This is a genomic window from Citrobacter sp. RHB25-C09, assembly GCF_013836145.1.
Taxonomy (GTDB): Bacteria; Pseudomonadota; Gammaproteobacteria; order Enterobacterales; family Enterobacteriaceae; genus Citrobacter_A.
Genome location: NZ_CP057483.1, coordinates 1,684,596 through 1,710,709 on the forward strand (window position 1 = coordinate 1,684,596; position 26,114 = coordinate 1,710,709).

The window sequence follows — 26,114 nt, forward strand, 5'->3', positions numbered from 1 at the left end:
TATGAGTGAATTTTCCCAGACAGTCCCCGAACTGGTTGCCTGGGCCAGAAAAAATGACTTCTCTCTCACGCTGCCGGTGGACCGACTGTCGTTTCTGCTGGCGGTTGCCACGCTGAACGGCGAACGCCTGGACGGCGAGATGAGTGAAGGTGAACTGGTGGATGCATTCCGCCATGTCAGTGATGCGTTTGAGCAAACCAGCGAAACCATCGGCGTGCGCGCAAACAATGCGATCAACGATATGGTTCGTCAACGTCTGCTGAACCGCTTTACCAGTGAACTGGCCGAAGGTAACGCTATTTATCGTCTGACGCCGCTTGGCATAGGCATTACCGATTACTATATCCGTCAGCGTGAATTTTCTACGCTGCGTTTGTCGATGCAACTTTCCATTGTCGCTGGCGAACTGAAACGCGCAGCGGATGCGGCTGACGAAGGTGGCGATGAATTCCACTGGCACCGCAATGTCTACGCACCGCTGAAATATTCGGTGGCGGAGATTTTCGACAGTATCGATCTCACGCAGCGCATTATGGATGAGCAGCAGCAGCAGGTAAAAGATGACATTGCCCAACTGCTGAATAAAGACTGGCGTGCCGCGATTTCAAGCTGTGAAATGTTGCTTTCTGAAACTTCCGGCACCCTGCGTGAACTGCAGGATACCCTGGAAGCGGCTGGCGATAAGCTTCAGGCGCACCTGTTACGAATTCAGGACGCGACGCTCGCTCACGACGATCTGCATTTTGTCGATCGTCTGGTGTTCGATCTGCAAAGTAAGCTCGATCGTATTATTAGCTGGGGCCAGCAATCGATCGACCTGTGGATCGGTTACGACCGCCATGTGCACAAATTTATCCGTACCGCGATCGACATGGATAAAAACCGCGTCTTTGCCCAGCGTCTGCGTCAGTCGGTGCAGACCTACTTCGATGAACCATGGGCACTGACATACGCCAACGCCGACCGTCTGCTGGATATGCGCGACGAAGAGATGGCGTTACGCGATGAAGAGGTTACCGGGGAACTTCCGCCGGATTTAGAGTACGAAGAGTTTAACGAGATCCGTGAACAACTGGCGGCGATCATCGAAGAGCAGTTGGTCATCTATAAATCCCGGCAGGCACCTCTGGATCTCGGCCTGGTAGTGCGCGAATATCTGGCGCAATACCCGCGTGCGCGCCACTTTGACGTTGCGCGTGTTGTTATCGATCAGGCGGTACGTCTTGGCGTAGCGCAAGCAGATTTCACCGGACTGCCAGCCAAATGGCAGCCGATTAATGATTACGGAGCCAAGGTACAGGCGCATGTCATTGACAAATATTGAACAAGTGATGCCGGTTAAGCTGGCGCAGGCGCTGGCGAATCCGTTATTTCCGGCGCTGGATAGCGCATTACGCTCAGGTCGCCATGTTGGCCTGGATGAGCTGGATAATCATGCCTTTTTAATGGATTTCCAGGATTACCTGGAAGAGTTTTATAGTCGCTATAACGTGGAGTTAATTCGTGCGCCGGAAGGGTTTTTCTACCTGCGTCCGCGTTCAACGACGCTCATTCCGCGTTCCGTCCTGTCCGAACTGGACATGATGGTGGGCAAAATCCTCTGTTATCTCTATCTCAGTCCCGAGCGACTGGCGAACGAGGGGATTTTTACTCAGCAGGAGCTGTATGACGAACTTCTGACGCTGGCCGACGAAGCCAAACTGTTGAAACTGGTGAATAACCGTTCGACCGGCTCCGATGTGGACCGTCAAAAACTCCAGGAAAAAATGCGTTCATCTTTAAACCGCCTGCGCCGCTTAGGCATGGTGTGGTTTATGGGACATGACAGCAGCAAATTCCGCATTACGGAATCGGTATTCCGCTTTGGCGCGGACGTACGTAGCGGTGACGATCCGCGAGAAGCGCAGCGCCGCTTGATCCGTGATGGTGAAGCGATGCCAATCGAAAACCATCTACAGCTCAATGATGAGAGCGACGATAATCAGGCGGACAGTGGAGAAGAAGAATAATGATTGAACGCGGTAAATTTCGCTCACTTACGCTGATTAACTGGAACGGTTTTTTTGCCCGTACTTTTGACCTTGATGAACTGGTCACCACGCTCTCCGGGGGGAACGGGGCGGGTAAATCCACGACAATGGCGGCATTTGTTACGGCGCTTATTCCGGACTTAACGCTTCTGCACTTCCGTAACACGACCGAAGCGGGGGCCACCAGTGGTTCACGTGATAAAGGCCTGCACGGTAAGCTAAAAGCTGGCGTCTGTTATTCGATGCTCGATACCATCAACTCACGCCATCAGCGCGTGGTGGTTGGTGTACGTCTGCAGCAGGTCGCAGGGCGTGACCGAAAAGTTGATATCAAACCTTTTGCCATTCAGGGCTTGCCAATGTCGGTTCAGCCGACACAACTGGTCACTGAAGCGCTTAATGAACGTCAGGCGCGTGTCTTGCCGCTTACCGAGTTAAAAGAGAAGCTCGACGAGATGGAAGGGGTGCAGTTTAAGCAATTTAACTCCATCACTGATTACCACTCCCTGATGTTTGACTTAGGCATCATTGCTCGTCGTCTGCGCACCGCTTCTGACCGTAGTAAGTTCTATCGACTGATTGAGGCCTCGCTGTACGGCGGGATTTCCAGTGCAATTACCCGTTCTCTGCGTGACTATCTGCTGCCGGAAAACAGCGGTGTGCGCAAGGCATTCCAGGACATGGAAGCCGCGCTGCGTGAAAACCGCCTGACGCTGGAAGCCATTCGCGTTACCCAGTCCGATCGCGATCTGTTTAAGCATCTGATTAGCGAAGCCACTAACTACGTGGCGGCAGACTACATGCGGCATGCGAATGAACGACGGATCCATCTGGATAAAGCGCTGGAGTACCGTCGTGAACTGCACGCATCACGTAAGCAACTGGCGGCAGAGCAGTATAAGCATGTTGACATGGCGCGTGAATTGGGTGAACACAACGGTGCCGAGGGCGATCTTGAAGCCGATTACCAGGCTGCCAGCGATCACCTGAACCTGGTGCAAACCGCGCTCCGCCAGCAGGAAAAAATTGAACGCTATGAAGCGGATCTCGATGAATTGCAGATCCGTCTGGAAGAGCAAAACGAAGTGGTGGCAGAAGCCGCCGATCGTCAGGAAGAGAACGAAGCGCGGGCTGAAGCGGCTGAGCTGGAAGTGGATGAGCTGAAGAGCCAGCTTGCTGACTACCAGCAGGCGCTGGACGTTCAGCAGACCCGCGCCATTCAGTACAACCAGGCGATTACCGCGTTAGAACGCGCCAAAGCGCTGTGCCATCTGCCGGATCTCACCGCAGACAGCGCGGCGGAATGGCTGGAAACCTTCCAGGCGAAAGAGCAAGTAGCAACTGAAAAACTGCTTTCACTGGAACAGAAAATGAGCGTCGCGCAGACTGCGCACAGCCAGTTTGAACAGGCATATCAGCTGGTGGTGGCGATCAACGGTCCGCTGGCGCGTAATGAAGCCTGGGAAGTGGCGCGTGAACTGCTGCGTGACGGGGTGAATCAGCGTCACCTGGCAGAACAGGTGCAGCCTTTGCGGATGCGTCTGAGCGAACTGGAACAGCGTCTCCATGAGCAACAGGAAGCCGAACGACTGCTGGCGGAATTCTGCAAACGCCAGGGGAAAAATTTCGATATTGATGAGCTGGAAGCCCTGCATCATGAGCTGGAAGCTCGTATTGCCTCGCTCTCTGACAGCGTGTCAAATGCGCATGAACAGCGTATGGCGCTGCGCCAGGAGCAGGAACAGCTCCAGTCCCGCATTCAGCATTTAATGCAGCGTGCGCCGGTATGGCTCGCAGCGCAGAACAGTCTGAGCCAGCTCAGCGAGCAGTGCGGTGAAGAGTTTACCTCCAGTCAGGAAGTGACCGAATATCTGCAACAGCTGCTTGAGCGCGAGCGCGAAGCGATTGTTGAACGTGATGAAGTTGGCGCGCGGAAAAATGCGGTCGATGAAGAGATCGAGCGTTTAAGCCAGCCTGGCGGTTCTGAAGATCCGCGCCTGAACGCGCTGGCGGAGCGTTTTGGCGGCGTGTTGCTGTCTGAAATCTATGACGACGTCAGCCTTGACGACGCACCGTACTTCTCCGCGTTATACGGTCCGTCACGTCATGCCATTGTGGTGCCGGATCTCTCGCTGGTCGCCGATCAACTGGAAGGCCTGACGGATTGCCCGGAAGATTTATATCTGATCGAAGGGGATCCGCAGTCGTTCGATGACAGCGTTTACAATGTCGACGAACTGGAAAAAGCGGTGGTGGTGAAGACTGCCGATCGTCAGTGGCGCTATTCGCGTTTCCCGTCCGTACCGCTGTTTGGCCGCGCGGCGCGTGAAAACCGTATCGAAAACCTGCATGCAGAGCGTGAAGGGCTGTCTGAGCGTTTTGCCACGCTCTCCTTTGACGTTCAAAAAACTCAGCGTCTGCATCAGGCGTTCAGCCGCTTTATCGGTAGCCATCTCGCGGTGGCGTTTGACGCCGACCCGGAAGCCGAAATTCGTCAGCTTAATAGCCGACGCGTTGAGTTGGAGCGTGCGCTGACCAACCATGAAAATGATAACCAGCAGCAGCGTCTCCAGTACGAGCAGGCGAAAGAGGGCGTTTCAGCACTCAACCGCCTGTTGCCGCGTCTGACGTTGTTGGCAGACGACAGCCTGGCCGATCGCGTGGAAGAGATCCGCGAGCGTCTGGATGAAGCTCAGGAGGCCGCGCGCTTTGTTCAGCAGTACGGTAACCAACTCGCGAAACTGGAACCGGTAGTTTCAGTACTGCAAAGCGATCCTGAGCAGTTTGAACAGCTTAAAGAAGATTATGCCTATTCCCAGCAGACCCAGCGTGAAGCTCGCCAACAGGCGTTTGCGCTCACCGAAGTGGTTCAGCGTCGCGCGCATTTTGGTTACTCTGATTCCGCAGAAATGCTCAGCGGCAACAGCGATTTGAATGAAAAGCTGCGCGAACGTCTGGAACACGCGGAAGCTGAACGTACGCGCGCCCGTGAGGCCTTACGTGGTCATGCTGCGCAATTAAGCCAGTACAATCAGGTCATGGCGTCGCTGAAAAGCTCGTATGACACCAAAAAAGAGCTGCTTAATGATTTGCAGCGTGAATTACAGGATATCGGCGTGCGTGCCGATAGCGGTGCCGAAGAGCGCGCGCGTATTCGTCGCGATGAATTGCATGCACAACTGAGCAATAACCGCGCACGGCGTAATCAGCTCGAAAAAGCGTTGACCTTCTGCGAAGCGGAAATGGATAACCTGACGCGCAAACTGCGCAAGCTTGAGCGTGATTATTTTGAAATGCGCGAGCAGGTGGTGACAGCGAAAGCGGGCTGGTGCGCCGTCATGCGGATGGTGAAAGATAATGGCGTTGAGCGTCGTCTGCACCGTCGCGAACTGGCGTATCTCTCCGGGGATGATTTGCGCTCCATGTCGGATAAAGCGCTTGGTGCGCTGCGTCTGGCGGTGGCGGATAACGAACATCTGCGCGACGTTCTGCGCATGTCTGAAGATCCGAAACGTCCCGAACGCAAAATCCAGTTCTTCGTTGCAGTCTATCAGCATCTGCGTGAACGAATCCGTCAGGATATTATCCGTACCGACGATCCGGTTGAAGCCATCGAACAGATGGAAATTGAACTGGGACGTCTGACCGAAGAGCTGACCTCCCGTGAACAGAAGCTGGCGATCAGCTCCCGTAGCGTCGCGAATATCATTCGCAAGACGATTCAGCGCGAGCAGAATCGTATTCGTCAGCTCAACCAGGGTTTGCAGAGCGTCTCGTTCGGCCAGGTGAATAGCGTGCGTCTGAATGTGAATGTGCGTGAGAGCCATGCCACGTTGTTGGAAGTGCTTTCTGAACAGCACGAGCAGCATCAGGATCTGTTCAACAGTAACCGACTGACCTTCTCGGAAGCGCTGGCGAAGCTGTATCAACGTCTGAACCCGCAAATTGATATGGGGCAGCGTACGCCGCAGACCATCGGTGAGGAGTTGCTGGATTACCGTAACTATCTGGAAATGGAAGTCGAAGTTAACCGTGGTTCCGATGGCTGGCTGCGTGCGGAATCTGGTGCGCTGTCAACCGGTGAAGCGATCGGTACCGGGATGTCAATCCTGGTCATGGTTGTCCAGAGTTGGGAAGATGAAGCGCGCCGTCTGCGCGGCAAAGACATTTCGCCGTGTCGTCTGCTGTTCCTCGATGAAGCGGCACGTCTGGATGCGCGCTCTATTGCGACCTTATTCGAACTGTGTGAACGTTTGCAGATGCAGCTTATCATCGCAGCGCCAGAAAATATCAGTCCGGAGAAGGGCACCACTTACAAACTGGTGCGTAAAGTCTTCCAGAACACGGAACACGTTCATGTCGTTGGGCTGCGCGGCTTTGCGCCGCAGCTTGCTGAGCCGCTTCCCGGCACCGCAGATGCCCCGTCAGAAGCGGGGTAAACCACTCAGGGCGGCAGGATTGCCGCCTTATTTAATTCTGAAATACATTATTTAAGATGCATTTTCTTTAATCTTCTTTACATTAGGTTAGGCAATCACATATCAGCCTTTCTATAATGAAAGAAAGCTCCGGTAAATGTGAGCACGTTGTAATGTAACCAGAGGGCAAGGGATGTTGCTTAATAAATTTGGTGGTCGTCGGCTGTCGGCAATGAGTATATGCCTGGCCGTAGCATTCGGTCCGCTTTTCAGTGTTCAGGCAGATGAGCCTGAAGTTATTCCCGGCGACAGCCCGGCTGTCGTCAGTGAGCAAAACCTGGCTCAGCCACAAACGCAATCCGTCGCGACTGCAGTTATGGCGGGAGTGCAACAGCTCCCCGAAGGCGCGGCAGAGAAGGCCCGCGCTGCGTTACAGTCGCAACTGCCATCCGGCTACACCCCCGTTTATATGAACCAACTGGAACTGCTGTATGCCGCACGTGACATGAAACCCATGTGGGAAAATCGTGACGCGGTTAAGGCATTCCAGCAGCAGTTAGCAGAAGTGGCAATTGCGGGGTTCCAGCCGCAGTTCACGACCTGGGTGTCACTCCTGACTGACCCTTCAGTGACGGGACTGTCGCGCGAACTGGTGCTGTCTGACGCGATGATGGGGTATCTCCATTTCATCGCCAACATTCCGGTAAAAGGCAATCGCTGGCTCTACAGCAGTAAGCCGTATGCGCTGACCACGCCGCCGCTGTCAGTGATTAACCAGTGGCAGGTCGCGCTGGACAATGGTCAACTGCCTGCGTTTATTAGCCAACTTGCGCCGCAGCATCCTCAGTATGCGGCGATGCATGCGTCGCTCGTCAAACTGGTAGAAGATTCGCGCCCTTGGCCACAAATCGCCAGTAAGGTAACGCTCAGACCGGGGCAATGGAGTAACGACGTGCCGGCGCTGCGTGAAATTTTACAGCGCACCGGGATGCTTGAAGGCGAGCCAGACATTGCCTTACCGGGAGATGAAACGCCAGCCATTCGTGCCGCCTATGACAAAGAGTTGGTTGAGGCAGTTAAACGCTTCCAGAGCTGGCAAGGTCTGGGCGCTGATGGGGCCATTGGACCGGCGACCCGTAACTGGCTGAATGTGACACCGGCTCAGCGGGCAGGGGTTTTGGCGCTTAACATCCAGCGTTTGCGTCTGCTTCCGGGCGAACTTACCACCGGGATCATGGTGAATATTCCGGCGTATTCGCTGGTCTACTACCAGAACGGAAATGAGGTTCTGGCTTCGCGAGTGATTGTCGGTCGACCGGACCGAAAAACGCCCATGATGAGCAGCGCGCTCAATAATGTTGTCGTGAACCCGCCGTGGAACGTCCCGCCGACGCTGGCACGCAAGGACATCCTGCCGAAACTGTGGAATGATCCTGGCTATCTGGAACGCCATGGTTATACCGTCATGCGTGGCTGGAATAGCCGGGAAGCGCTTGACCCATGGCAAATTGACTGGTCCACGATTACACCGTCAAATCTGCCGTTCCGTTTCCAGCAGGCGCCAGGTGCACATAACTCTCTGGGTCGGTATAAATTCAATATGCCAAGCTCAGACGCCATTTATTTGCATGACACGCCTAATCACGGTTTGTTTCAGAAAGATACTCGTGCGCTAAGCTCTGGCTGCGTACGGGTAAATAAAGCGTCTGAGCTTGCAAATATGTTGCTCCAGGACGCGGGCTGGAACGATACGCGAATATCGGATGCCCTCAGGCAGGGTGATACCCGCTACGTCAATATCCGCCAGACGATACCGGTAAACCTCTACTATCTGACAGCCTTTGTCGGCGCGGATGGCCGGACCCAGTATCGTACAGATATTTACAATTACGATCTCACAGCGCGATCCAGTGCACAAATTGTGGTAAAAGCAGAACAATTAATCAGATAAATGAAGAAGTTCTGATAAATATGTTGTCGTAATAAATAGCAAAAACGGGGTGCTTGTCTGGAGGCCCCGCCATTGCTGGGGTTAGGCCACCTTGACGGCAGCTTTTTTGCCAGTTAAGGTGCCCTACGTGCGCTGTAGCATATAGACGATAACATTGACTTGTAGACCTTAATACCATGGACAACTTTGACGCTAATCGCCGCAAACTGCTGGCGTTAGGTGGCGTTGCACTCGGTGCCGCCATCTTACCTGCACCTGCGTTTGCCACACTCTCCACCCCGCGTCCGCGTATTTTGACCCTCAATAACCTGCATACCGGGGAGTCAATCAAAGCGGAATTTTTTGATGGCAGAGCTTATATTCAGGATGAATTAGCCAAACTTAACCATTTTTTCCGTGACTATCGCGCGAATAAGGTGAAGTCCATCGACCCAGGACTCTTTGACCAACTCTTTCGTCTGCAAGGGCTGTTGGGGACCCGCAAACCCGTGCAGTTGATTTCTGGCTACCGCTCACCCGTGACGAATAACGAACTGCGTGCGCACAGCCGTGGGGTAGCGAAGCAAAGCTATCACACCAAAGGCCAGGCCATGGATTTTCATATTGAAGGTATTTCGTTGAGCAATATCCGCAAAGCTGCGTTATCTATGCGCGCAGGTGGTGTAGGATACTACCCACGCAGTAACTTTGTGCATATTGACACCGGGCCGTTGCGGCACTGGTGATTAACGAAACAGGGGCAGTATGAACTATCGTATTATTCCGGTCACCGCCTTCTCCCAGAACTGTTCTTTGATCTGGTGTGAACAAACCCGTCTGGCAGCGCTTGTCGATCCCGGCGGCGATGCGGAAACCATCAAACAGGAAGTTGAAGCCAGCGGCGTGACGCTGATGCAAATTCTCCTCACCCACGGACATCTCGATCACGTTGGTGCGGCGGCGGAACTGGCAGCCCATTACGGTGTACCCGTTATCGGTCCGGAAAAAGAGGATGAGTTCTGGCTCCAGGGCCTGCCTGCCCAGAGTCGCATGTTTGGCCTTGATGAGTGTCAGCCTCTGACGCCCGATCGTTGGCTCAACGAAGGGGACAGCGTCAGCGTCGGGAATGTCGCTTTACAGGTACTTCATTGTCCGGGCCACACGCCAGGGCACGTAGTGTTTTTTGATGATCAATCGAAACTGCTGATTTCCGGCGATGTGATTTTTAAAGGCGGAGTTGGGCGCAGTGATTTCCCGCGTGGCGACCATAATCAGTTGATTGATTCGATCAAACGTAAGCTGCTGCCGCTGGGTGATGACGTGACGTTTATTCCGGGTCATGGCCCGATGTCGACGCTGGGCTATGAGCGGGTGCACAACCCGTTCCTGCAGGATGAAATGCCAGTCTGGTAAGCGTAGAGGTTCTTGATGGCGCTGACCGTAGGCTGGATAAGGCAATACGCCGCCATCCGACAGATCTGAAAGTAAGAATGTTATAAGCCGGGTAGGCGCTATCGCTACCCGGCTTTTTTATTTTACAGTACTGCGACGATGGCTTCGCACAGCGGCGCCATGTTATCCGGCGTCATTCCGGCAACGTTGACGCGGCCAGAGGCCACGGCGTAAACGCCAAACTCTTCACGCAGACGCAGCACCTGTTCTTTGGTCAGGCCGCTGAAAGAGAACATGCCGTTTTGTTTGATGATGAAGCTGAAATCGCGATTCGCACCTTTCTCTTGCAAGGTATTCACAAACAGCAGACGCATACGCTGAATGCGCTGGCGCATGTCGGTCAGTTCCTGCTCCCAAATCGCGCGCAGCGCGTCGTTGCTGAGAATAGTCGCCACCACAGAAGCGCCGTGTGCTGGCGGGTTGGAATAGTTAGCACGAATGACGGACTTCATCTGGCTGAAGGCGCGGTCTACGGTTTCAGCGTCAGCCGCAACGAGCGTACAGGCACCTACACGCTCGTTGTACAGGCCAAAGTTCTTCGAGTAAGAGCTCGCGACGATCAGCTCTTTGTGCAGTGCGGCAAAGGCGCGCAGACCTTCTGCATCTTCTTCCAGACCACGGGCAAAGCCCTGGTACGCGAAATCAAACAGCGGCAGCCAGCCTTTTTCTACAGAAAGTTGCGCCAGCGTTTGCCATTGCTCTAGCGTAGGGTCGATCCCGGTTGGGTTATGGCAGCAACCGTGGAACAGCACCACATCCCCAGCCTGGGCTTCGCTCAGGCTATTTAGCAGCGCGTCGAAGTCCAGAGAGTGGCTTTCAGCGTCGTAATAGGCATATTCGCGCACTTCCAGACCGGCGGAATTAAACACGCTCTTGTGGTTCGGCCAGCTCGGATTGCTCACCCACACGCGTTTTGCCGATGTGTTTTTCGCCAGGAAATCGGCAGCAACGCGCAATGCGCCAGTACCGCCTGGGGTTTGCGCCGTGCGTGCGCGCTTGTCGTTAACCAGCACGCTGCCTTTACCGAACAGCAGTTCCTGTGTGCAACGGCCAAATTCAGGAATACCGTCAATGCCGAGGTAATTTTTCGTTGTTTCATTTTCGAGGAGATACTGCTCGGCTTTTTTTACGCTGGTAAGCACCGGCGTTTTGCCAGTTTCATCTTTATATACACCGATTCCAAGGTTGATTTTCCCGGGGCGGTCATCAGCACGAAACAGATCGGCCAGGCCCAGAATTGGGTCGGCAGGGGCGGCGGTAATGTTCTCAAACATGACGAGGTTCCATTGTGGTTACAGAAGGGAATTCCGCTATCAGGTTAACGGTAGATTTACAAAATGCCAACCGTTACTGATGAAAACTCTGAAGGATTTGTGAAGTCGCAAGATTACGCTGACAGGCAAAAAAAAACAGGACCGAAGTCCTGTTTTTTAGGCATTTAGCAAAGGGGTCTGCTATTAGAACTGGTAAACGATACCCACAGCAACGGTGTCGTCGTCGTTCACGCCCAGTTTGTTGTCAGAATCGATCTGGTTGATCTGATAGTCAACATAGGTGGACATGTTTTTGTTGAAGTAGTAGGTTGCGCCTACTTCGATGTAGTTCACCAGATCCTCATCACCCACACCTTCTACGTCTTTCGCTTTAGATTTGTTGTAGGAGATGGACGGACGCAGACCGAAATCGAACTGGTACTGAGCAACAACGAAGAAGTCCTGAGTTTTGTTCGCGAAACCATCTTCGATACGGGTAGCGTTACGGGTTTCACCGTAGTTAGCTGCCAGGTAGATGTTGTTCGCGTCGTATTTCAGACCGGTAGCCCACTGCTCAGCTTTTTCACCGTGACCACGTACAGAAGCAACCTGATCGTCGGTACGGTCAGCGGCGCCGTATGCACCCACGATACCGAAGCCATCCATTTCGTAGCTAACAGAACCGCCGAAGCCGTCACCGTTAGAACGACCGATGTTACCTTCACGCTCGTTTTTACCCAGGTACTGTGCTGCGAAGCTCAGGCCGTCAACCAGACCGAAGAAGTTGGAGTTGCGGTAAGTTGCAACGCCGCCAACACGACCCACGAAGAAGTTATCGCTGTACGCAGTATCACCGCCGAATTCTGGCAGCATATCGGTGTAGCCCAGTGCGTCATAAACTACGCCGTAGTTACGACCGTAGTCGAAAGAACCCGCGTCGCCAAATTTCAGACCAGCGAAAGCCAGACGCGTTTTGTTGTTGTTCTGAGCGTCAGAACCGCCTTCGGAGTTGTTACCCGCGAAGTTGTATTCCCACTGGCCGTAACCGGTCAGGTCGGAATTGATCTGAGTTTCCCCTTTGAAACCAAGACGGGCGTAAGTCTGATCGCCGTCGTTACCAGCGTTGTCAGAAAAATAATGCAGACCAACAGCTTTACCGTACAGGTCGAGTTTGTTGCCGTCTTTGTTATAGATTTCTGCAGCGTTAGCTGCACCAGCTACCAGCAGGGCAGGGATAACCACTGCCAGAATATTGCGCTTCATCATTATTTATTACCCTCATTGGTTTTTTTATGACACCTGCCACTGCCGTCAATAAATTCTGTCAATAAAAATTTACGGAACTATTGATGAGAGTTTGGTGTCTTTATGTGTCTGATAGGCATCTTTCCATTCAAACTAACGTTTCGCTACTGCGAAAATGCTACAAAGATAAAGATTTGGTTTCAAAAAGAAAAAATGTGTAACCAAATATTACATTTATGGAACTTTGTGAACGACTTCAAATTTCAACCCCATTCTGACTAAAAACTCCTAAAGTCATATCTATTTATATGATTTTCTTATCTTTAATTTAAATAAGTGAAAAAAGGAGTACAGAAATCAGGCGCACCAGATCGTGCCGAAATTTGCTTCCAGACGTCTGGAAAGCCATTTATTTGTGTGAAAAATGTGCTAATGGATCAGAAAATGCTAATCCACAAGAAAAGAGTGGGTTATTTTTTGTGCAGAAATGTTTCGCAGTAATACTACGTAACAGAGCTAAAAATCTTTGGGAAATGAGTGAAGGGTGCTTTACTTTCTGCTCACAAAAACTGACAAATGAGAGCGTAAAAAAGGCCAGCAGAGCTGGCCTTTGAGCGAAACGCTATTAGAAAGTGGCGTTACGCGGGGTGCGTGGGAACGGGATCACGTCACGAACGTTTTGAACACCGGTAACATAGGCGATCAGACGCTCAAAGCCGAGGCCGAAACCAGAGTGCGGCACAGTACCGTAGCGGCGCAGGTCGCGATACCACCAGTAATCTTCTTTGTTCAGACCCATCTCCAGCATACGCGCATCCAGAACGTCCAGACGCTCTTCACGCTGAGAGCCACCGATGATCTCACCAATGCCCGGCGCCAGCACGTCCATTGCCGCGACGGTTTTACCGTCTTCGTTCAGGCGCATATAGAACGCTTTAATATCCTTCGGATAGTTTTTCACTACCACCGGGGCTTTGAAGTGTTCTTCTGCCAGATAACGCTCATGCTCAGAGGAGAGGTCCACACCCCAGTAAACCGGGTTCTCGAATTTTCTACCGTTCTTAATGCACTCTTCAAGAATGGCTACAGCATCGGTGTAGTCCACCTGAGCAAAGTCGGACTCAATAAAGCGTTCCAGACGACTGATCGCTTCTTTGTCCACACGCTCCGCAAAGAACTTCATATCGTCGGCGCGTTCTGTCAGCACTGCCTTGAAGGCATATTTGAGCATCGCTTCCGCCAGACCGGCAATATCGTTCAGGCTGGCAAAGGCGACTTCCGGTTCCAGCATCCAGAACTCCGCCAGGTGACGACTGGTGTTGGAATTTTCAGCACGGAACGTCGGTCCAAAGGTATAAACCTTGGATAACGCGCAGGCATAGGTTTCGCCGTTTAACTGTCCGGAAACGGTCAGGAAAGACTCTTTACCAAAGAAGTCTTTGTCGAAGTCCACTTTGCCCTGGTCGTTACGCGGCAGGTTTTCCAGATCCAGCGTCGAAACGCGGAACATCTCGCCAGCACCTTCGGTATCGGAGGCGGTAATCAGCGGCGTCGAAACCCAGAAGTAACCCTGTTCATCGAAGAAACGATGCAGCGCCTGTGCCAGCGTATGACGAACACGTGCGACGGCACCAATCATGTTGGTGCGCGGACGCAGGTGCGCAACTTCACGCAGGTATTCAATGCTGTGACGTTTTGCCGCCATCGGGTAAGTATCAGGATCGTCCACCCAGCCGGTGACGTCGACATTCGTCGCCTGAATTTCAAAATTCTGGCCTTGCCCCGGAGAGGCAACAACCTTACCCGTAACGATGACGGAGCAGCCGGTCGTCAGGCGCAGTACTTCTTCATTGTAATTGGGCAGAGAATTATTAATGACGGCCTGTACAGGATCAAAGCAGGAACCGTCATAAACGGCGAGGAAGGAGATGCCAGCTTTTGAATCTCGGCGGGTACGTACCCATCCGCGCACGGTGACTTCGCTGTCAACGGCTACGCGGCCCTGGAGTACGTCGGCTACAGGCACAACGCTCATAATATTCTCTCTGTTAATAGTCCGATATATAAACACGTATCCCTCCGAATGAGGGAGTATTCCTATGTTACCTGGCATCTGCAATCAGACAAGCAGAATTCGTTAGCAAACAGAAAGATTTCGGAATTAATTGTGAAAAGGGAGCCGAAGCGGCTCCCTGAACTGATTAGCTGGCTTTTTGAATATGCGGGAGATCAAACGCTTTACGTAAAGCGCGGACGAAGGCTTTATCGTGACAGATCGTTTTGCCGGGGCTGTCAGAAAGTTTGGCAACCGGTTTGCCGTTGCACTCCACCAGCTTGATCACAATATTCAGCGGCTTCACCTGAGGAATATCGCAAGTCAGACGTGTACCGATCCCGAAACTGAGCTGAACGCGTGAGGAGAAGTGGCGGTAGAGGTCAATCGCTTTGTTCAGATCGAGATTATCGGAGAAAACCAGCGTTTTGCTTTGCGGATCAATGCCCAACTTTTCATAGTGAGCGATAGCCTTTTCGCCCCATTCAACAGGATCGCCGGAATCGTGGCGTAATCCCTGATAACGGGTGGCAAATTCAGCGCCAAAATCGCGCAGAAATGCATCCATTGTGATGCAGTCGGTGAGGGCGATGCCAAGTTGATTCGGATACTCTTTCAACCATGCGGCCAGCGCAGCGCGCTGACTGGTGGCCAGATCCGGACTGATTTGTTGGTGAGCCTGGAACCACTCGTGCGCCTGGGTTCCCATTGGCGTCAGCGACAGACGGCGAGCAAGATCGTAATTGCTGGTGCCAACGAACCACGGCTCTTGTTGAAGGCGTTGAACGATAGCCTGCTGCACGTCGCGGGAAAAACGACGGCGGGTACCGAAGTCCATCAGGTGGAAGCGGGACATATCGAGATCGGCCGTTAAGGCAGAGAAATCGACTAGCTTGCGCTCCAGCGTATCGAGTGCTTGCGCAACGCCGGCTTCCGGTGAACGGTAACGGTGAACCAGTTCGCTGATCACCGCCAGCAGTGGGACTTCCCACATAATGACTTCGCGCCACGGGCCGGTTAAACGGATATTGAGTTTACCGTTGTCATTAACGACAGAAACCTGCTGCGGGTTATAGCGGAAATCACGCAGCCAGTTCAGGTAATCCGTTTTGAAGAAGGGCAGGCCGGAGAGCCATTTAAACTCCTCTTCCTGAAGTCGCAGATGCTGCATCGCGTTGACCTGCTCGCGGATGGTATCAGCATAAATTCCCAGCAGATCGTCGCCACGGCAACGAAATTCCGCCGCTACCTGCACATCATAGTAGTGGTGAAAAACCGCTTGCTGCATATGCAACTTATAAGCGTCTGTATCCAGCAACGAGTGCAGAACAGGAGAAGCGAATTGTGTCATAGGTGCGCAGTAGCATCCTCTCAGGGAGCGTTTAGTACAATAAACAACTAAGAAAACCGCTGGAGTATACCCTGTTTAGCGATTTATTGAACCCCGATCACACCATAAGCTTAATGTGGGGTCGAGTGCATTTCGTGCCCCGTGTTATAAAAATGTAGCAAAAAGGGTGTTTGTGCCTGAAAAGATGAACATTCTGCGTAGCGTGATTTACGCAACAGGAATAGACTGAAGTCGAGACTCTTCAAAAGATGCTAAAGGTTTTTTATGACACAACAGCCACAAGCCAAATACCGCCACGACTATCGCGCGCCGGATTACCAGATTACTGATATTGACTTGACCTTTGACCTGGATGCTGAAAAAACCGTGGTCACAGCAGTGAGCCAGGCTGTTCGTCATGGCGCATCAGATGCCCCGCTGACGTTGAATGGCGAGGCGCTAACGCTCGTTTCCCTCCATGTTAACGATAAGCCGTGGACGTCCTATAAAGAAGAAGAGGGCGTGTTGATCATCAGCGACCTGCCAGAGCGATTCTCGTTGCGCATCGTGAATGAGATCAGCCCGTCAGCCAATACGGCGCTTGAAGGGCTGTATCAGTCTGGCGATGCCTTATGTACCCAGTGTGAAGCCGAAGGTTTCCGTCATATTACCTGGTATCTCGACCGCCCGGATGTGCTGGCGCGTTTTACGACCAAAATTATCGCCGACAAAACGAAATATCCGTTCCTGCTCTCTAACGGCAACCGTGTGGGAGAGGGTGAACTGGACAATGGACGTCACTGGGTACAGTGGCAGGATCCGTTCCCGAAACCGTGCTACCTGTTTGCGTTGGTGGCCGGTGATTTCGACGTGCTGCGCGATACCTTTACCACCCGTTCTGGCCGTGAAGTTGCGCTTGAACTGTACGTTGATCGTGGCAACCTCGACCGCGCGCCGTGGGCCATGACCTCCCTGCAAAATTCCATGAAGTGGGACGAGGAACGTTTCGGCCTGGAATACGATCTCGACATCTATATGATCGTCGCCGTCGACTTCTTCAATATGGGCGCGATGGAGAATAAAGGGCTTAATATCTTTAACTCCAAATACGTGCTGGCCCGCACCGATACCGCCACTGATAAAGACTATCTCGACATCGAGCGGGTCATCGGACACGAATATTTTCACAACTGGACCGGAAACCGCGTCACCTGTCGCGACTGGTTCCAGTTGAGCCTGAAAGAAGGTCTCACCGTGTTCCGCGATCAGGAGTTCAGCTCCGATCTTGGCTCGCGTGCAGTTAACCGAATCAACAACGTGCGCACCATGCGCGGATTGCAGTTTGCCGAAGACGCCAGCCCAATGGCGCACCCTATCCGTCCGGATATGGTCATCGAGATGAATAACTTCTACACCCTGACCGTTTACGAGAAAGGCGCAGAAGTGATCCGTATGATTCACACCCTGCTGGGCGAAGAGAACTTCCAGAAAGGGATGCAGCTATATTTCGAGCGTCACGACGGTAGTGCGGCAACCTGTGATGATTTCGTACAGGCGATGGAAGATGCCTCCAACGTCGATCTTTCACATTTCCGCCGTTGGTACAGCCAGTCCGGTACACCAGTGGTTACAGTGAAAGATGACTACAACCCGGAAACCGAGCAGTACACGTTGACCATCAGCCAGCGTACCCCGGCAACCGCGGATCAGGCAGAAAAACAGCCGCTGCATATTCCGTTTGCCATTGAGTTGTACGACAACGAAGGCAAGGTGATCCCGTTGCAAAAAGGGGGGCATCCGGTGAATTCAGTGCTGAATGTGACGCAGGCGGAACAGACGTTCGTCTTTGATAACGTCTATTTCCAGCCGGTGCCCGCCTTGCTGTGCGAATTCTCCGCCCCGGTGAAACTGGAATATAAGTGGAGCGATCAACAACTGACGTTCCTGATGCGCCATGCGCGTAACGACTTCTCACGTTGGGACGCGGCGCAAAGCCTGTTGGCGACGTATATCAAGCTGAACGTGGCGCGTCATCAGCAGGGGCAACCGCTCTCTCTGCCTGCTCATGTTGCTGATGCATTCCGTGCGGTGCTGCTCGATGAGAAGATTGATCCGGCGCTGGCGGCGGAAATTCTGACGCTGCCATCGGTGAATGAAATCGCGGAGTTGTTCGAGATTATCGACCCGCTGGCGATTGCTGAAGTTCGTGAAGCCCTGACCCGTACTCTGGCGACCGAACTGGCCGATGAATTCCTTGCTATCTACAACGCCAATCGTCTGGACGAGTATCGCGTCGAACACGCGGATATCGGCAAGCGTACCCTGCGTAATGCCTGCCTGCGCTTCCTGGCATTTGGTGAAACGCAACTGGCCGATATGCTGGTAAGCAAGCAGTACCGCGAAGCCAACAACATGACCGACGCCCTGGCGGCGCTGTCTGCCGCCGTTGCAGCGCAGTTACCGTGCCGTGACGTATTGATGCAGGAGTATGACGATAAGTGGCATCAGGACGGTCTAGTCATGGATAAATGGTTTATTCTGCAATCCACCAGCCCGGCGGATAACGTACTGGAAACGGTGCGCGGACTGCTGAAACACCGCTCCTTTAGTATGAGCAACCCGAACCGGGTCCGTTCGCTGATCGGCGCGTTTGCGGGCAGTAACCCGACGGCTTTCCATGCCGAGGATGGCAGCGGTTATCAGTTTATGGTGGAGATGCTGACCGAGCTTAACAGCCGTAACCCGCAGGTGGCGTCACGTCTGATTGAGCCGCTGATTCGCCTGAAGCGCTACGATGCTAAACGTCAGGAAAAAATGCGTGCGGCGCTGGAGCAGTTGAAAGGGCTGGAGAATCTTTCTGGCGATCTGTTTGAGAAGATCACAAAAGCGTTAGCCTGATACATTGCTCTGTGGTTTTGTAGGCCCGGTAAGCGCAAGCGCCACCGGGCGTTTTTGCCGGATGGCGACGCTTTCGCGTCTTATCCGGCCTACAACTGCACAATCCTTCATCCATGTCGACGGATCGGCTGCTCCGTTTCTCCTCGCTTCATGACCCGATTCAATACTTCTGCTTCCAGTTCTGCTAACCGCACCGATCCCAGACGGCGGGGGCGTGCGATATCCACCGTCAAATCAAGGCCGATTTTGCCTTCTTCGATCAGCAGCACGCGGTCTGCCATTGCCACGGCTTCACTGACGTCGTGTGTCACCAGCAGGACGGTAAAGCCATGTTCCTGCCACAGTGAAACGATCAGGTCCTGCATCTCCAGGCGTGTTAACGCATCCAGCGCGCCGAGCGGTTCATCCAACAGCAGTAAACCTGGCCGATGAATAAGCGCGCGCGCCAGCGCCACACGCTGCTTTTGTCCGCCAGAAAGAGCCGCAGGCCACTCCGCGGCCCGGTTTTCCAGCCCAACCGCGGCGAGCGCCTGACGTGCGGCGTCCCGCCAATGGCCTTTTAGCCCGAGTCCAACATTATCGATGACCGATTTCCACGGCAGCAGTCGGGCATCCTGGAACATCATTCGCGTGTCATCCTGAATCTCAGCCAGTGGCGTCGTTCCTGCCAGCAGCTCGCCCGCCGTGGGGGATTCTAACCCCGCCAGCAGGCGTAGCAGGGTGCTCTTGCCCCCACCGCTGCGTCCCACCACGGCAACGAACTGCCCGGCAGGGATATGCAGATCGAGTTGGTTCAGTACGGTGTTATTCGCATATTTTTTGGTTACCGCATTCAGCAGTAGCGGCGTACCTTGATTCAGACGGGCGGTATTCATACAGTGGCCTCCTTCACATGGTAAGCCGGGTTCCAGCGTAGCCAGACGCGTTCCAGCAGCTGCGCGCTCACATCGGCTAACTTGCCGAGCAGGGCGTAAAGAATAATGGCGACGACAACGATATCCGTTTGCAGGAATTCCCTGGCATTCATAGCCAGATAGCCGATGCCGGAATTGGCAGAGATGGTTTCTGCGACGATCAGCGTCAGCCACATGAGCCCCAGAGCAAAACGCACGCCGACCATAATGGAAGGCAGAGCGCCGGGCAGGATCACATGGACAAACAGCCGAAAACCTGACAGTCCATAGCTGCGCGCCATTTCGACCAGACCGCGATCGATATTGCGGATCCCATGCCAGGTGTTGATATAGATCGGAAAGAGTGTGCCCAGTGCGACCAGGAAGATCTTCGCGCTTTCATCGATGCCAAACCACAAAATGACCAGCGGGATCAGGGCCAGATGCGGTACATTACGCAGCATCTGCACCGAGGTATCCAGCAGGCGTTCGCCCCAGCGAGACAAACCGCTGATCAAGCCCAGGGTCAGACCGATGGAGCCACCAATCGAAAAGCCGATCAGTGCGCGCCAGGAGCTAATTGCCAGATGCTGCCAGAGTTCACCGCTGGCGGAGAGCGTCCAGAAGGCGATAACCACGCCTTCCGGCGAGGGCAAAATGCGCCCGGAAAGCCAGCCCACAGAGGAGGCGAGTTGCCAGAGTGCCACGATGCCCACCGGTAAAAACCAGGGGGCAACGCGCAGCAACCATTTATTGGTTGACGTTGCCATGATCGTATTCTTTAACTTTGTGCGATTTTACGCGGAATATATTCGTTCGCGACAGCTTCTCCCTGCTGGTGCAGGCGCTGCGGCTGTGGAATTTCAGGGATCGCAACATCCAGATGGGGGAATAACAATTCGCCCACTTTCCAGGCTTCTTCCAGGTGCGGATAACCGGAGAGCACAAAGCTGTCGATGCCGAGAGCAGCATATTCATTGATGCGCGCGGCAACTGTTGGGCCATCGCCAACCAGTGCAGTACCCGCACCGCCACGTACCAGACCGACACCTGCCCACAAATTAGGACTGATCTCCAGCTTGTCACGTTTGCCGTTGTGCAATGCCGCCATGCGGTGCTGGCCTACAGAATCGGTGCGGGCAAACGCCGCCTGTGCTTTGGCGATCGTCTCGTCGTCCAGATGGGCAATCAGTCGATCTGCAGCCTGCCAGGCTTCTTCATTGGTTTCGCGCACAATGACGTGCAGGCGAATACCGAAGCGAATTTTGCGCCCGCGCGCGGCGGCTTTCGCTCGAACCTGTTCGATCTTCTCTTTCACCAGGGCGGGTGGTTCGCCCCAGGTCAGGTAGAGGTCGACCTGTTCGGCGGCCAGATCCTGCGCGACATCAGATGAACCGCCAAAGTAGAGCGGAGGATGCGGCTGTTGTATCGGTGGGAAGAACAGTTTGGCTCCGCGAACGTGTATATGCTTCCCGTTGAAATCAACGGCTTCGCCCTTTAACAGACGACGCCAGACCTCGGTGAATTCCGCAGAGGCTTCGTAACGTTCAGTGTGATCGAGAAAGACGCCATCACCCGCAAGTTCTTGCGGATCGCTACCGGTCACCAGGTTAAACAACGCCCGACCATTCGAAAGGCGGTCCAGGGTGGCAGCCTGACGTGCAGCGACGGTGGGGGAGGTGACGCTGGGGCGCAAAGCCACCAGAAATTTCAGGCGTTGCGTCACCGGGAGCATCGATGCCGCCACCAGCCACGCATCCTCGCAAGAGCGTCCGGTGGGGATCAGCACGCCGGTAAAGCCGAGGCGATCCACCGTCTGAGCAATTTGCTGCAAATACCCCTGATCAACCGGACGGGATCCCTCTTCGGTTCCCAGATAGTGTCCATCACCGTGAGTGGGTAAAAACCAGAACATATTCAGGCTCATAATTGTTTTCCTTCTTGTTGACCAGGCTGCCAGATGCGTTGACGGATATCGATTTTTTTCGGTACCAGCCGATTTTCATAAAACAGATCGGCGGTTTGTTGCTGTAACGCCGCGACGGAGGGACTTACCGGAGAAATAGAGGTTGGCGGACGGTGATCGAGATACGAGGCAATGACCGGCTCTGGCAATCCCATGGTTTTCGCCAGCAGCGTAATGCTCTGCGTGCGTTGGCTGATGGTCAGGGCATCCGCCTCGCTGAAGATCCCCAGTATGTTCTGAATAAAGGCACCATTTTTTTCCGCATAGGGACGGGCGGCGAGATAAAATGAACCGGTCTGCTTAAGGTCAGTACCATCTTTCAGGACGCGCACACCTCCCTGCAACAGTGCGGCAGAGTAATACGGATCCCAGATAGCCCAGGCATCGACGTTACCCTGCTGGAAAGCGGCGCGGGCATCCGCTGGGGTCAGATATGTCGGCTGGATATCAGTAAATTTCAGCCCGGCCTGTTGCAGCGCGCGCAGCAGTAAATTATGCGCGCTGGAGCCTTTTTGGAAGGCGACTTTATGGCCTTTGAGGTCGGCAACGGTTTTGATTGGGCTGTTTTCCGCAACCAGAATCACTTCAGCTTTTGGCTTCGGAGGTTCAACACCGATGTATACCAGATCGGCACCTGCGGCCTGGGCAAAAATCGGCGGGATATCACCGGTACTGCCGATATCGATACTTCCTACGTTGAGTGCCTCCAGCATCTGTGGCCCAGCCGGAAATTCAATCCAGGAGATTTTGGTTTGCGGATAGCGCTTTTCCAACAGTTGATGGCTTTTGGCCAGAACCAGGCTGATACTGCCTTTCTGAAAACCAATGCGTAGCGCATCCGGGGCGGATTCCGTCGCCTGCGCCAGACCTGAAAGCGTGAGTAACCCCGTCAGCGCGAGCCATGGTGTGCGTCGTTTCAGGAAATTAAGCATGGACAACTCCTTGAGGAATATGGAATTCAGGGGCCGGAACGTCACGGCGATGCAGTGCCTGCCAGAAGGTTTCCAGCGCGTTATCAAGGCGCAACTGCAAATTCGGGGTGAAATGCGGCTTGTGCTGGTAATCAATCACCTGAGAGTTGTCAGCAAACACGCCATGCAAAATCTCCTGCGCCTTGAGGGCGCTAAGCACCGGTTTCAGGGCGTAATCAACGGCGAGCAGATGGGCGACGGTGCCGCCAGTGGCTAAGGGCAGCACGACTTTTCCCTCCAGCGCGCGTTCCGGAAGCAGGTCGAGCAGGGTTTTTAGCGCACCTGAGTAAGCCGCTTTATACACTGGCGTGGCGACGATCAGACCATCGGCTTCCTTAAGTTGTCCGACTAGTGTCTTCAATGCCGGGCTGTCAAAACGGGCATAGAGTAGATCTTCAGGTTCGAAGTTATGCAGGTTCCAGTGGTAAACCTCAATCTGTTGGCGACTCAACTTTTCCCGGGCGTATTCCAGTAACGAACTGGAGCGGGAGGGAAAGCGAGGGCTTCCCGCGAGAGTAATCACGCGCATGGTTCCATTCTCCTCTTATAACCAAAAGTTCGTATTTATTTAACATTGATAACAATTTGGGCAGTCTGACAGAGGAGTCTGGCGAATCGAAATGATTTATGCGGTATAGAAAAGCTGAAAAATGCATAAAACCGCAGACTAAAGGGAAACGTTTGCTTTTTATTGCCGCAGGTCAATTCCCTTTTTGTGTGATATCACCCATAATACGCCCCCGGTTTGCTACCGGGAATCCAGGAGAGTTCATGTACTACCCCTTCGTTCGTAAAGCCCTTTTCCAGCTCGATCCAGAGCGCGCTCATGAATTTACTTTTCAACAATTACGCCGTGTCTCAGGGACGCCATTTGAAGCGCTGATCCGCCAGAACGTGCCGGCAAAACCGGTTACCTGTATGGGATTAACCTTTAAAAACCCCCTCGGTCTGGCAGCGGGTCTGGACAAAGACGGTGAGTGCATTGATGCCCTTGGCGCGATGGGTTTTGGTTCGATCGAGATCGGCACCGTTACGCCTCGTCCACAGCCGGGTAACGACAAGCCGCGCCTCTTCCGCCTGGTGGATGCCGAAGGGTTGATCAACCGTATGGGCTTTAATAACCATGGGGTGGACAACCTGGTTGAAAATGTCAAAAAGGCGCATTATGACGGCGTGCTTGGCATTAATATCGGCAAAAATAAAGATACGCCGGTCGAGCAGGGTAAAGATGACTATTTGATTTGTATGGAAAAAATCTATGCCTATGCGGGATATATCGCGATTAATATATCCTCACCTAATACGCCGGGATTACGTTCACTGCAATATGGTGAGGCGCTGGATGATTTGTTAAGCGCGATAAAAAATAAACAAAACGACCTGCAAACGATCCACCAGAAATATGTTCCGATCGCCGTGAAGATCGCACCGGATCTTTCAGAAGAAGAACTGATCCAGGTTGCCGATAGTTTAGTTCGCCATAATATAGATGGCGTAATTGCAACCAATACGACGTTAGATCGTTCCCTTGTTCAGGGAATGAAAAATTGCGATCAAATGGGGGGATTAAGTGGCCGTCCATTGCAATTAAAAAGCACCGAGATTATTCGTCGTCTGTCTCAGGAATTAAATGGTCAGTTGCCGATAATTGGCGTGGGCGGTATCGACTCCCTCATTGCTGCACGCGAGAAGATGGCTGCCGGAGCTACCCTCGTCCAAATTTATTCTGGCTTTATTTTTAAAGGCCCGCCGTTGATTAAAGAAATCCTGACGCATATTTGATTTTTTAACCTTCTTTATCAGAATATCAGACAACCGGGGGTTTATTTCCGCCTCTGGTTGTTTTATATTCTCTCACTGTTGCTTATTTAAACATTTTGAGCTTAGCTTATTAAGGCAATAAACGAAGCGGCGAAAAAGGACAATTTCGCAACATGACGATGGAGAGGAGAGAAAACAATGCGAATTAAACCTGACGATAACTGGCGCTGGTATTATGACGAAGAGCATGACCGAATGATGCTCGATTTAGCCAATGGCATGTTATTTCGCTCGCGTTTTGCTCGCAAAATGCTCACTCCCGATGCCTTCTCTCCAAGCGGTTTCTGCGTTGATGACGCGGCGCTTTACTTCTCGTTTGAAGAAAAATGTCGTGATCTCGGTCTGTCTAAAGAGCAGAAAGCAGAACTGGTGCTCAATGCGCTGGTCGCGATTCGCTATCTGAAACCGCAAATGCCGAAAAGCTGGCATTTTGTCGCCCACGGTGAAAACTGGGCACCTTCGACTGGCGATGCCGCCTGTGTCTGGCTGAGCGATACGCAAGAGCAGATCAGTCTGCTGGTGGTAGAACCGGGCGAAAACGCCGCGTTGTGCCTGTTAGCGCAGCCGGGTGTTGTCGTGGCCGGGCGCACCATGCAGCTTGGCGATGCCATTAAAGTCATGAATGACCGACTGAAGCCGCAATTACACGTTGACAGCTTCAGACTCGAACAGGCGGTTTAAAGCGAAAGCTTAATGGCCGTTTTTGGCACGCAGCTACAGCTCAGAATGGTACCGTCATCACCCAGCGCTGATTTCTTCAGTGGGTTTACTTCGCCTTCCAGTAGTGTAATCCGACAGCAGCCACAAATTCCCGCCCGACAAGAATACGGTACACGGATCCCCTGATTCTCCAGTTGCTCCAGCAGGACCTGCTGATTGTTGCCGCTGAATGTCTGCCCTTGCCAGTCGATAGTCACTTTCGCGTCGGGCTGTTGTCCGGATGGGACGGTATCATCTGCTGCCGTGGCGCCATAAACCCGGGCCGGTCCGGTCTTTAAAATTTCAACCTTGTCGCCAACGCGAATGACGCCACTGTTGCGTGCAATCAGGTTCTGACCAAAATCGACGTCGCCGTTGTCCTGTGCGGTACGGAAGGATTGCAGTGTGGCTAATGGCTCACCTGAAGGGTGCTTAACCCCTTTCTCCGGGCTGACGGTGGTAAAAATACAGCGGCTGCACGGTTTCGCGACGTCAAAAATAACCTCGCCGATGCGCAGCACTTTCCAGTTATCCTCTTCCCATGCCTGCGCACCGGAAACCACGATGTTCGGACGGAACTGCTCAACCTGGACGCTGGCCGGACAACGCTGCTGCACATCACGCAACGAGGCCTCGTTAACTAACAGATACGGATAACCATCGGCAAAGGAGAGAGGAACGGCAGCATGACGCTTTACCCGCCGGGTGAGCTGCGGGCCCACCCAGCGTAACTGAACGCTACGGGAGAAGAAACCACTGAGCCACTGGTTAATGGCATCAGGCGCAATTCGCGCGGTGAAGTGGTTGCCCCAGACTTCAGTCGGCGCATCCTGAGCGGCGAAGTCAGCAAAACGGACCACGGCGCTGCTGCCGTCCGGTGCGGTTAAATGCAACCCATCCTGGAAAGGGGAAGGGGTAAAGCGGACCATCTGCGGAAACTGGCGGGCAGTGATGAATGTCCCGTCCAGTTCGGTGAGCATAAAAATACGATCAAAAGCCAGACCGCTGACGTCTGCCAGAGCGTGAGTCAAGCCAATGCCGCGCATTGATTTGACGGGATGAATGAAAAGCCTGGTTAACGTCAACATCGCACATTCCTTCGATTTAAAATAAGCCCTCAACTTTATGACATGTGCACGAGATTCGCTATAATGC

19 protein-coding genes are annotated in these 26,114 nt (G+C 53.3%); 9 read left to right on the forward strand and 10 right to left on the reverse strand.

Annotated features, from left to right (window positions below; all coding sequences use genetic code 11):
* Window position 1: 1 nt before the first annotated feature.
* From mukF to HVY19_RS07830, 6 genes are all read left to right on the forward strand, one after another.
* Window positions 2–1,324: a chromosome partition protein MukF gene (mukF, locus tag HVY19_RS07805; protein WP_181683762.1), complete on the forward strand. Its 1,323-nt coding sequence runs from the start codon at window positions 2–4 to the stop codon at window positions 1,322–1,324.
* The gene (mukE, locus tag HVY19_RS07810) at window positions 1,305–2,009 is read left to right on the forward strand and encodes a chromosome partition protein MukE (protein WP_181683763.1); all 705 of its coding nucleotides are present in this window, start codon (window positions 1,305–1,307) and stop codon (window positions 2,007–2,009) included. The genes mukF and mukE overlap by 20 nt, the downstream gene beginning before the upstream one ends.
* Window positions 2,009–6,469 (forward strand): chromosome partition protein MukB, encoded by a 4,461-nt coding sequence (gene mukB, locus HVY19_RS07815; protein ID WP_181683764.1) that lies wholly within the window; start codon window positions 2,009–2,011, stop codon window positions 6,467–6,469. The genes mukE and mukB overlap by 1 nt, the downstream gene beginning before the upstream one ends.
* A 172-nt stretch (window positions 6,470–6,641) precedes the next feature.
* Window positions 6,642–8,399, forward strand: coding sequence for a L,D-transpeptidase (gene ldtD / locus HVY19_RS07820; RefSeq protein WP_181683765.1), 1,758 nt, complete (start codon window positions 6,642–6,644; stop codon window positions 8,397–8,399).
* Window positions 8,400–8,575: 176 nt separating this feature from the next.
* Window positions 8,576–9,124 (forward strand): YcbK family protein, encoded by a 549-nt coding sequence (locus HVY19_RS07825; protein ID WP_181683766.1) that lies wholly within the window; start codon window positions 8,576–8,578, stop codon window positions 9,122–9,124.
* Between the two features lie 19 nt (window positions 9,125–9,143).
* A complete protein-coding gene (locus HVY19_RS07830; protein WP_181683767.1) occupies window positions 9,144–9,791 on the forward strand; it encodes an MBL fold metallo-hydrolase in 648 nt (215 codons plus the stop codon).
* A gap of 122 nt (window positions 9,792–9,913) precedes the next feature.
* On the opposite strand, the gene aspC is transcribed toward HVY19_RS07830, so the two are convergent.
* The 4 genes from aspC to pncB form a co-directional block, all read right to left on the reverse strand.
* Window positions 9,914–11,104, reverse strand: a complete 1,191-nt coding sequence (gene aspC, locus HVY19_RS07835; protein WP_181683768.1) for an aspartate transaminase — start codon at window positions 11,102–11,104, stop codon at window positions 9,914–9,916.
* A 183-nt stretch (window positions 11,105–11,287) separates the two neighbouring features.
* On the reverse strand, window positions 11,288–12,349 hold the full coding sequence (ompF, locus tag HVY19_RS07840; protein WP_275943234.1) for a porin OmpF: 1,062 nt from the start codon (window positions 12,347–12,349) through the stop codon (window positions 11,288–11,290).
* A 604-nt stretch (window positions 12,350–12,953) separates the two neighbouring features.
* Window positions 12,954–14,363, reverse strand: coding sequence for an asparagine--tRNA ligase (asnS, locus tag HVY19_RS07845; protein WP_181683769.1), 1,410 nt, complete (start codon window positions 14,361–14,363; stop codon window positions 12,954–12,956).
* Between the two features lie 166 nt (window positions 14,364–14,529).
* Entirely contained in the window at window positions 14,530–15,732 is a 1,203-nt protein-coding gene (gene pncB, locus HVY19_RS07850) for a nicotinate phosphoribosyltransferase (RefSeq protein WP_181683770.1), read from the reverse strand.
* Window positions 15,733–15,996: 264 nt separating this feature from the next.
* On the opposite strand from pncB, the gene pepN reads away from it, so the two are divergent.
* A complete protein-coding gene (pepN, locus tag HVY19_RS07855; RefSeq protein WP_181683771.1) occupies window positions 15,997–18,609 on the forward strand; it encodes an aminopeptidase N in 2,613 nt (870 codons plus the stop codon).
* Window positions 18,610–18,716: 107 nt separating this feature from the next.
* Here the strand turns inward: pepN and ssuB are convergent, their stop codons facing one another.
* The 5 genes from ssuB to ssuE are packed head-to-tail and all read right to left on the reverse strand — an operon-like array spanning window position 18,717 to window position 22,968.
* Window positions 18,717–19,484, reverse strand: a complete 768-nt coding sequence (gene ssuB, locus HVY19_RS07860; RefSeq protein ID WP_181683772.1) for an aliphatic sulfonates ABC transporter ATP-binding protein — start codon at window positions 19,482–19,484, stop codon at window positions 18,717–18,719.
* On the reverse strand, window positions 19,481–20,272 hold the full coding sequence (ssuC, locus tag HVY19_RS07865) for an aliphatic sulfonate ABC transporter permease SsuC (protein WP_181683773.1): 792 nt from the start codon (window positions 20,270–20,272) through the stop codon (window positions 19,481–19,483). The genes ssuB and ssuC overlap by 4 nt, the downstream gene beginning before the upstream one ends.
* Before the next feature lie 11 nt (window positions 20,273–20,283).
* Entirely contained in the window at window positions 20,284–21,429 is a 1,146-nt protein-coding gene (gene ssuD / locus HVY19_RS07870; RefSeq protein ID WP_181683774.1) for an FMNH2-dependent alkanesulfonate monooxygenase, read from the reverse strand.
* Entirely contained in the window at window positions 21,426–22,400 is a 975-nt protein-coding gene (locus HVY19_RS07875; RefSeq protein WP_181683775.1) for a sulfonate ABC transporter substrate-binding protein, read from the reverse strand. Before HVY19_RS07875 ends, ssuD begins: the two co-directional genes overlap by 4 nt.
* A complete protein-coding gene (gene ssuE / locus HVY19_RS07880) occupies window positions 22,393–22,968 on the reverse strand; it encodes an NADPH-dependent FMN reductase (protein ID WP_181683776.1) in 576 nt (191 codons plus the stop codon). Before ssuE ends, HVY19_RS07875 begins: the two co-directional genes overlap by 8 nt.
* Window positions 22,969–23,210: 242 nt before the next feature.
* Between ssuE and pyrD the strand changes: the two genes are divergently transcribed.
* Window positions 23,211–24,221, forward strand: coding sequence for a quinone-dependent dihydroorotate dehydrogenase (gene pyrD, locus HVY19_RS07885; protein ID WP_181684238.1), 1,011 nt, complete (start codon window positions 23,211–23,213; stop codon window positions 24,219–24,221).
* 177 nt (window positions 24,222–24,398) lie between these two features.
* A complete protein-coding gene (gene zapC / locus HVY19_RS07890) occupies window positions 24,399–24,941 on the forward strand; it encodes a cell division protein ZapC (RefSeq protein ID WP_181683777.1) in 543 nt (180 codons plus the stop codon).
* Here zapC and HVY19_RS07895 read toward each other — a convergent pair.
* Window positions 24,938–26,047 carry a YcbX family protein gene (locus HVY19_RS07895; protein ID WP_181683778.1) on the reverse strand — a complete coding sequence of 370 codons (1,110 nt, stop codon included), beginning with the start codon at window positions 26,045–26,047 and terminating at the stop codon, window positions 24,938–24,940. The genes zapC and HVY19_RS07895 overlap by 4 nt on opposite strands.
* Between the last annotated feature and the right edge of the window lie 67 nt (window positions 26,048–26,114).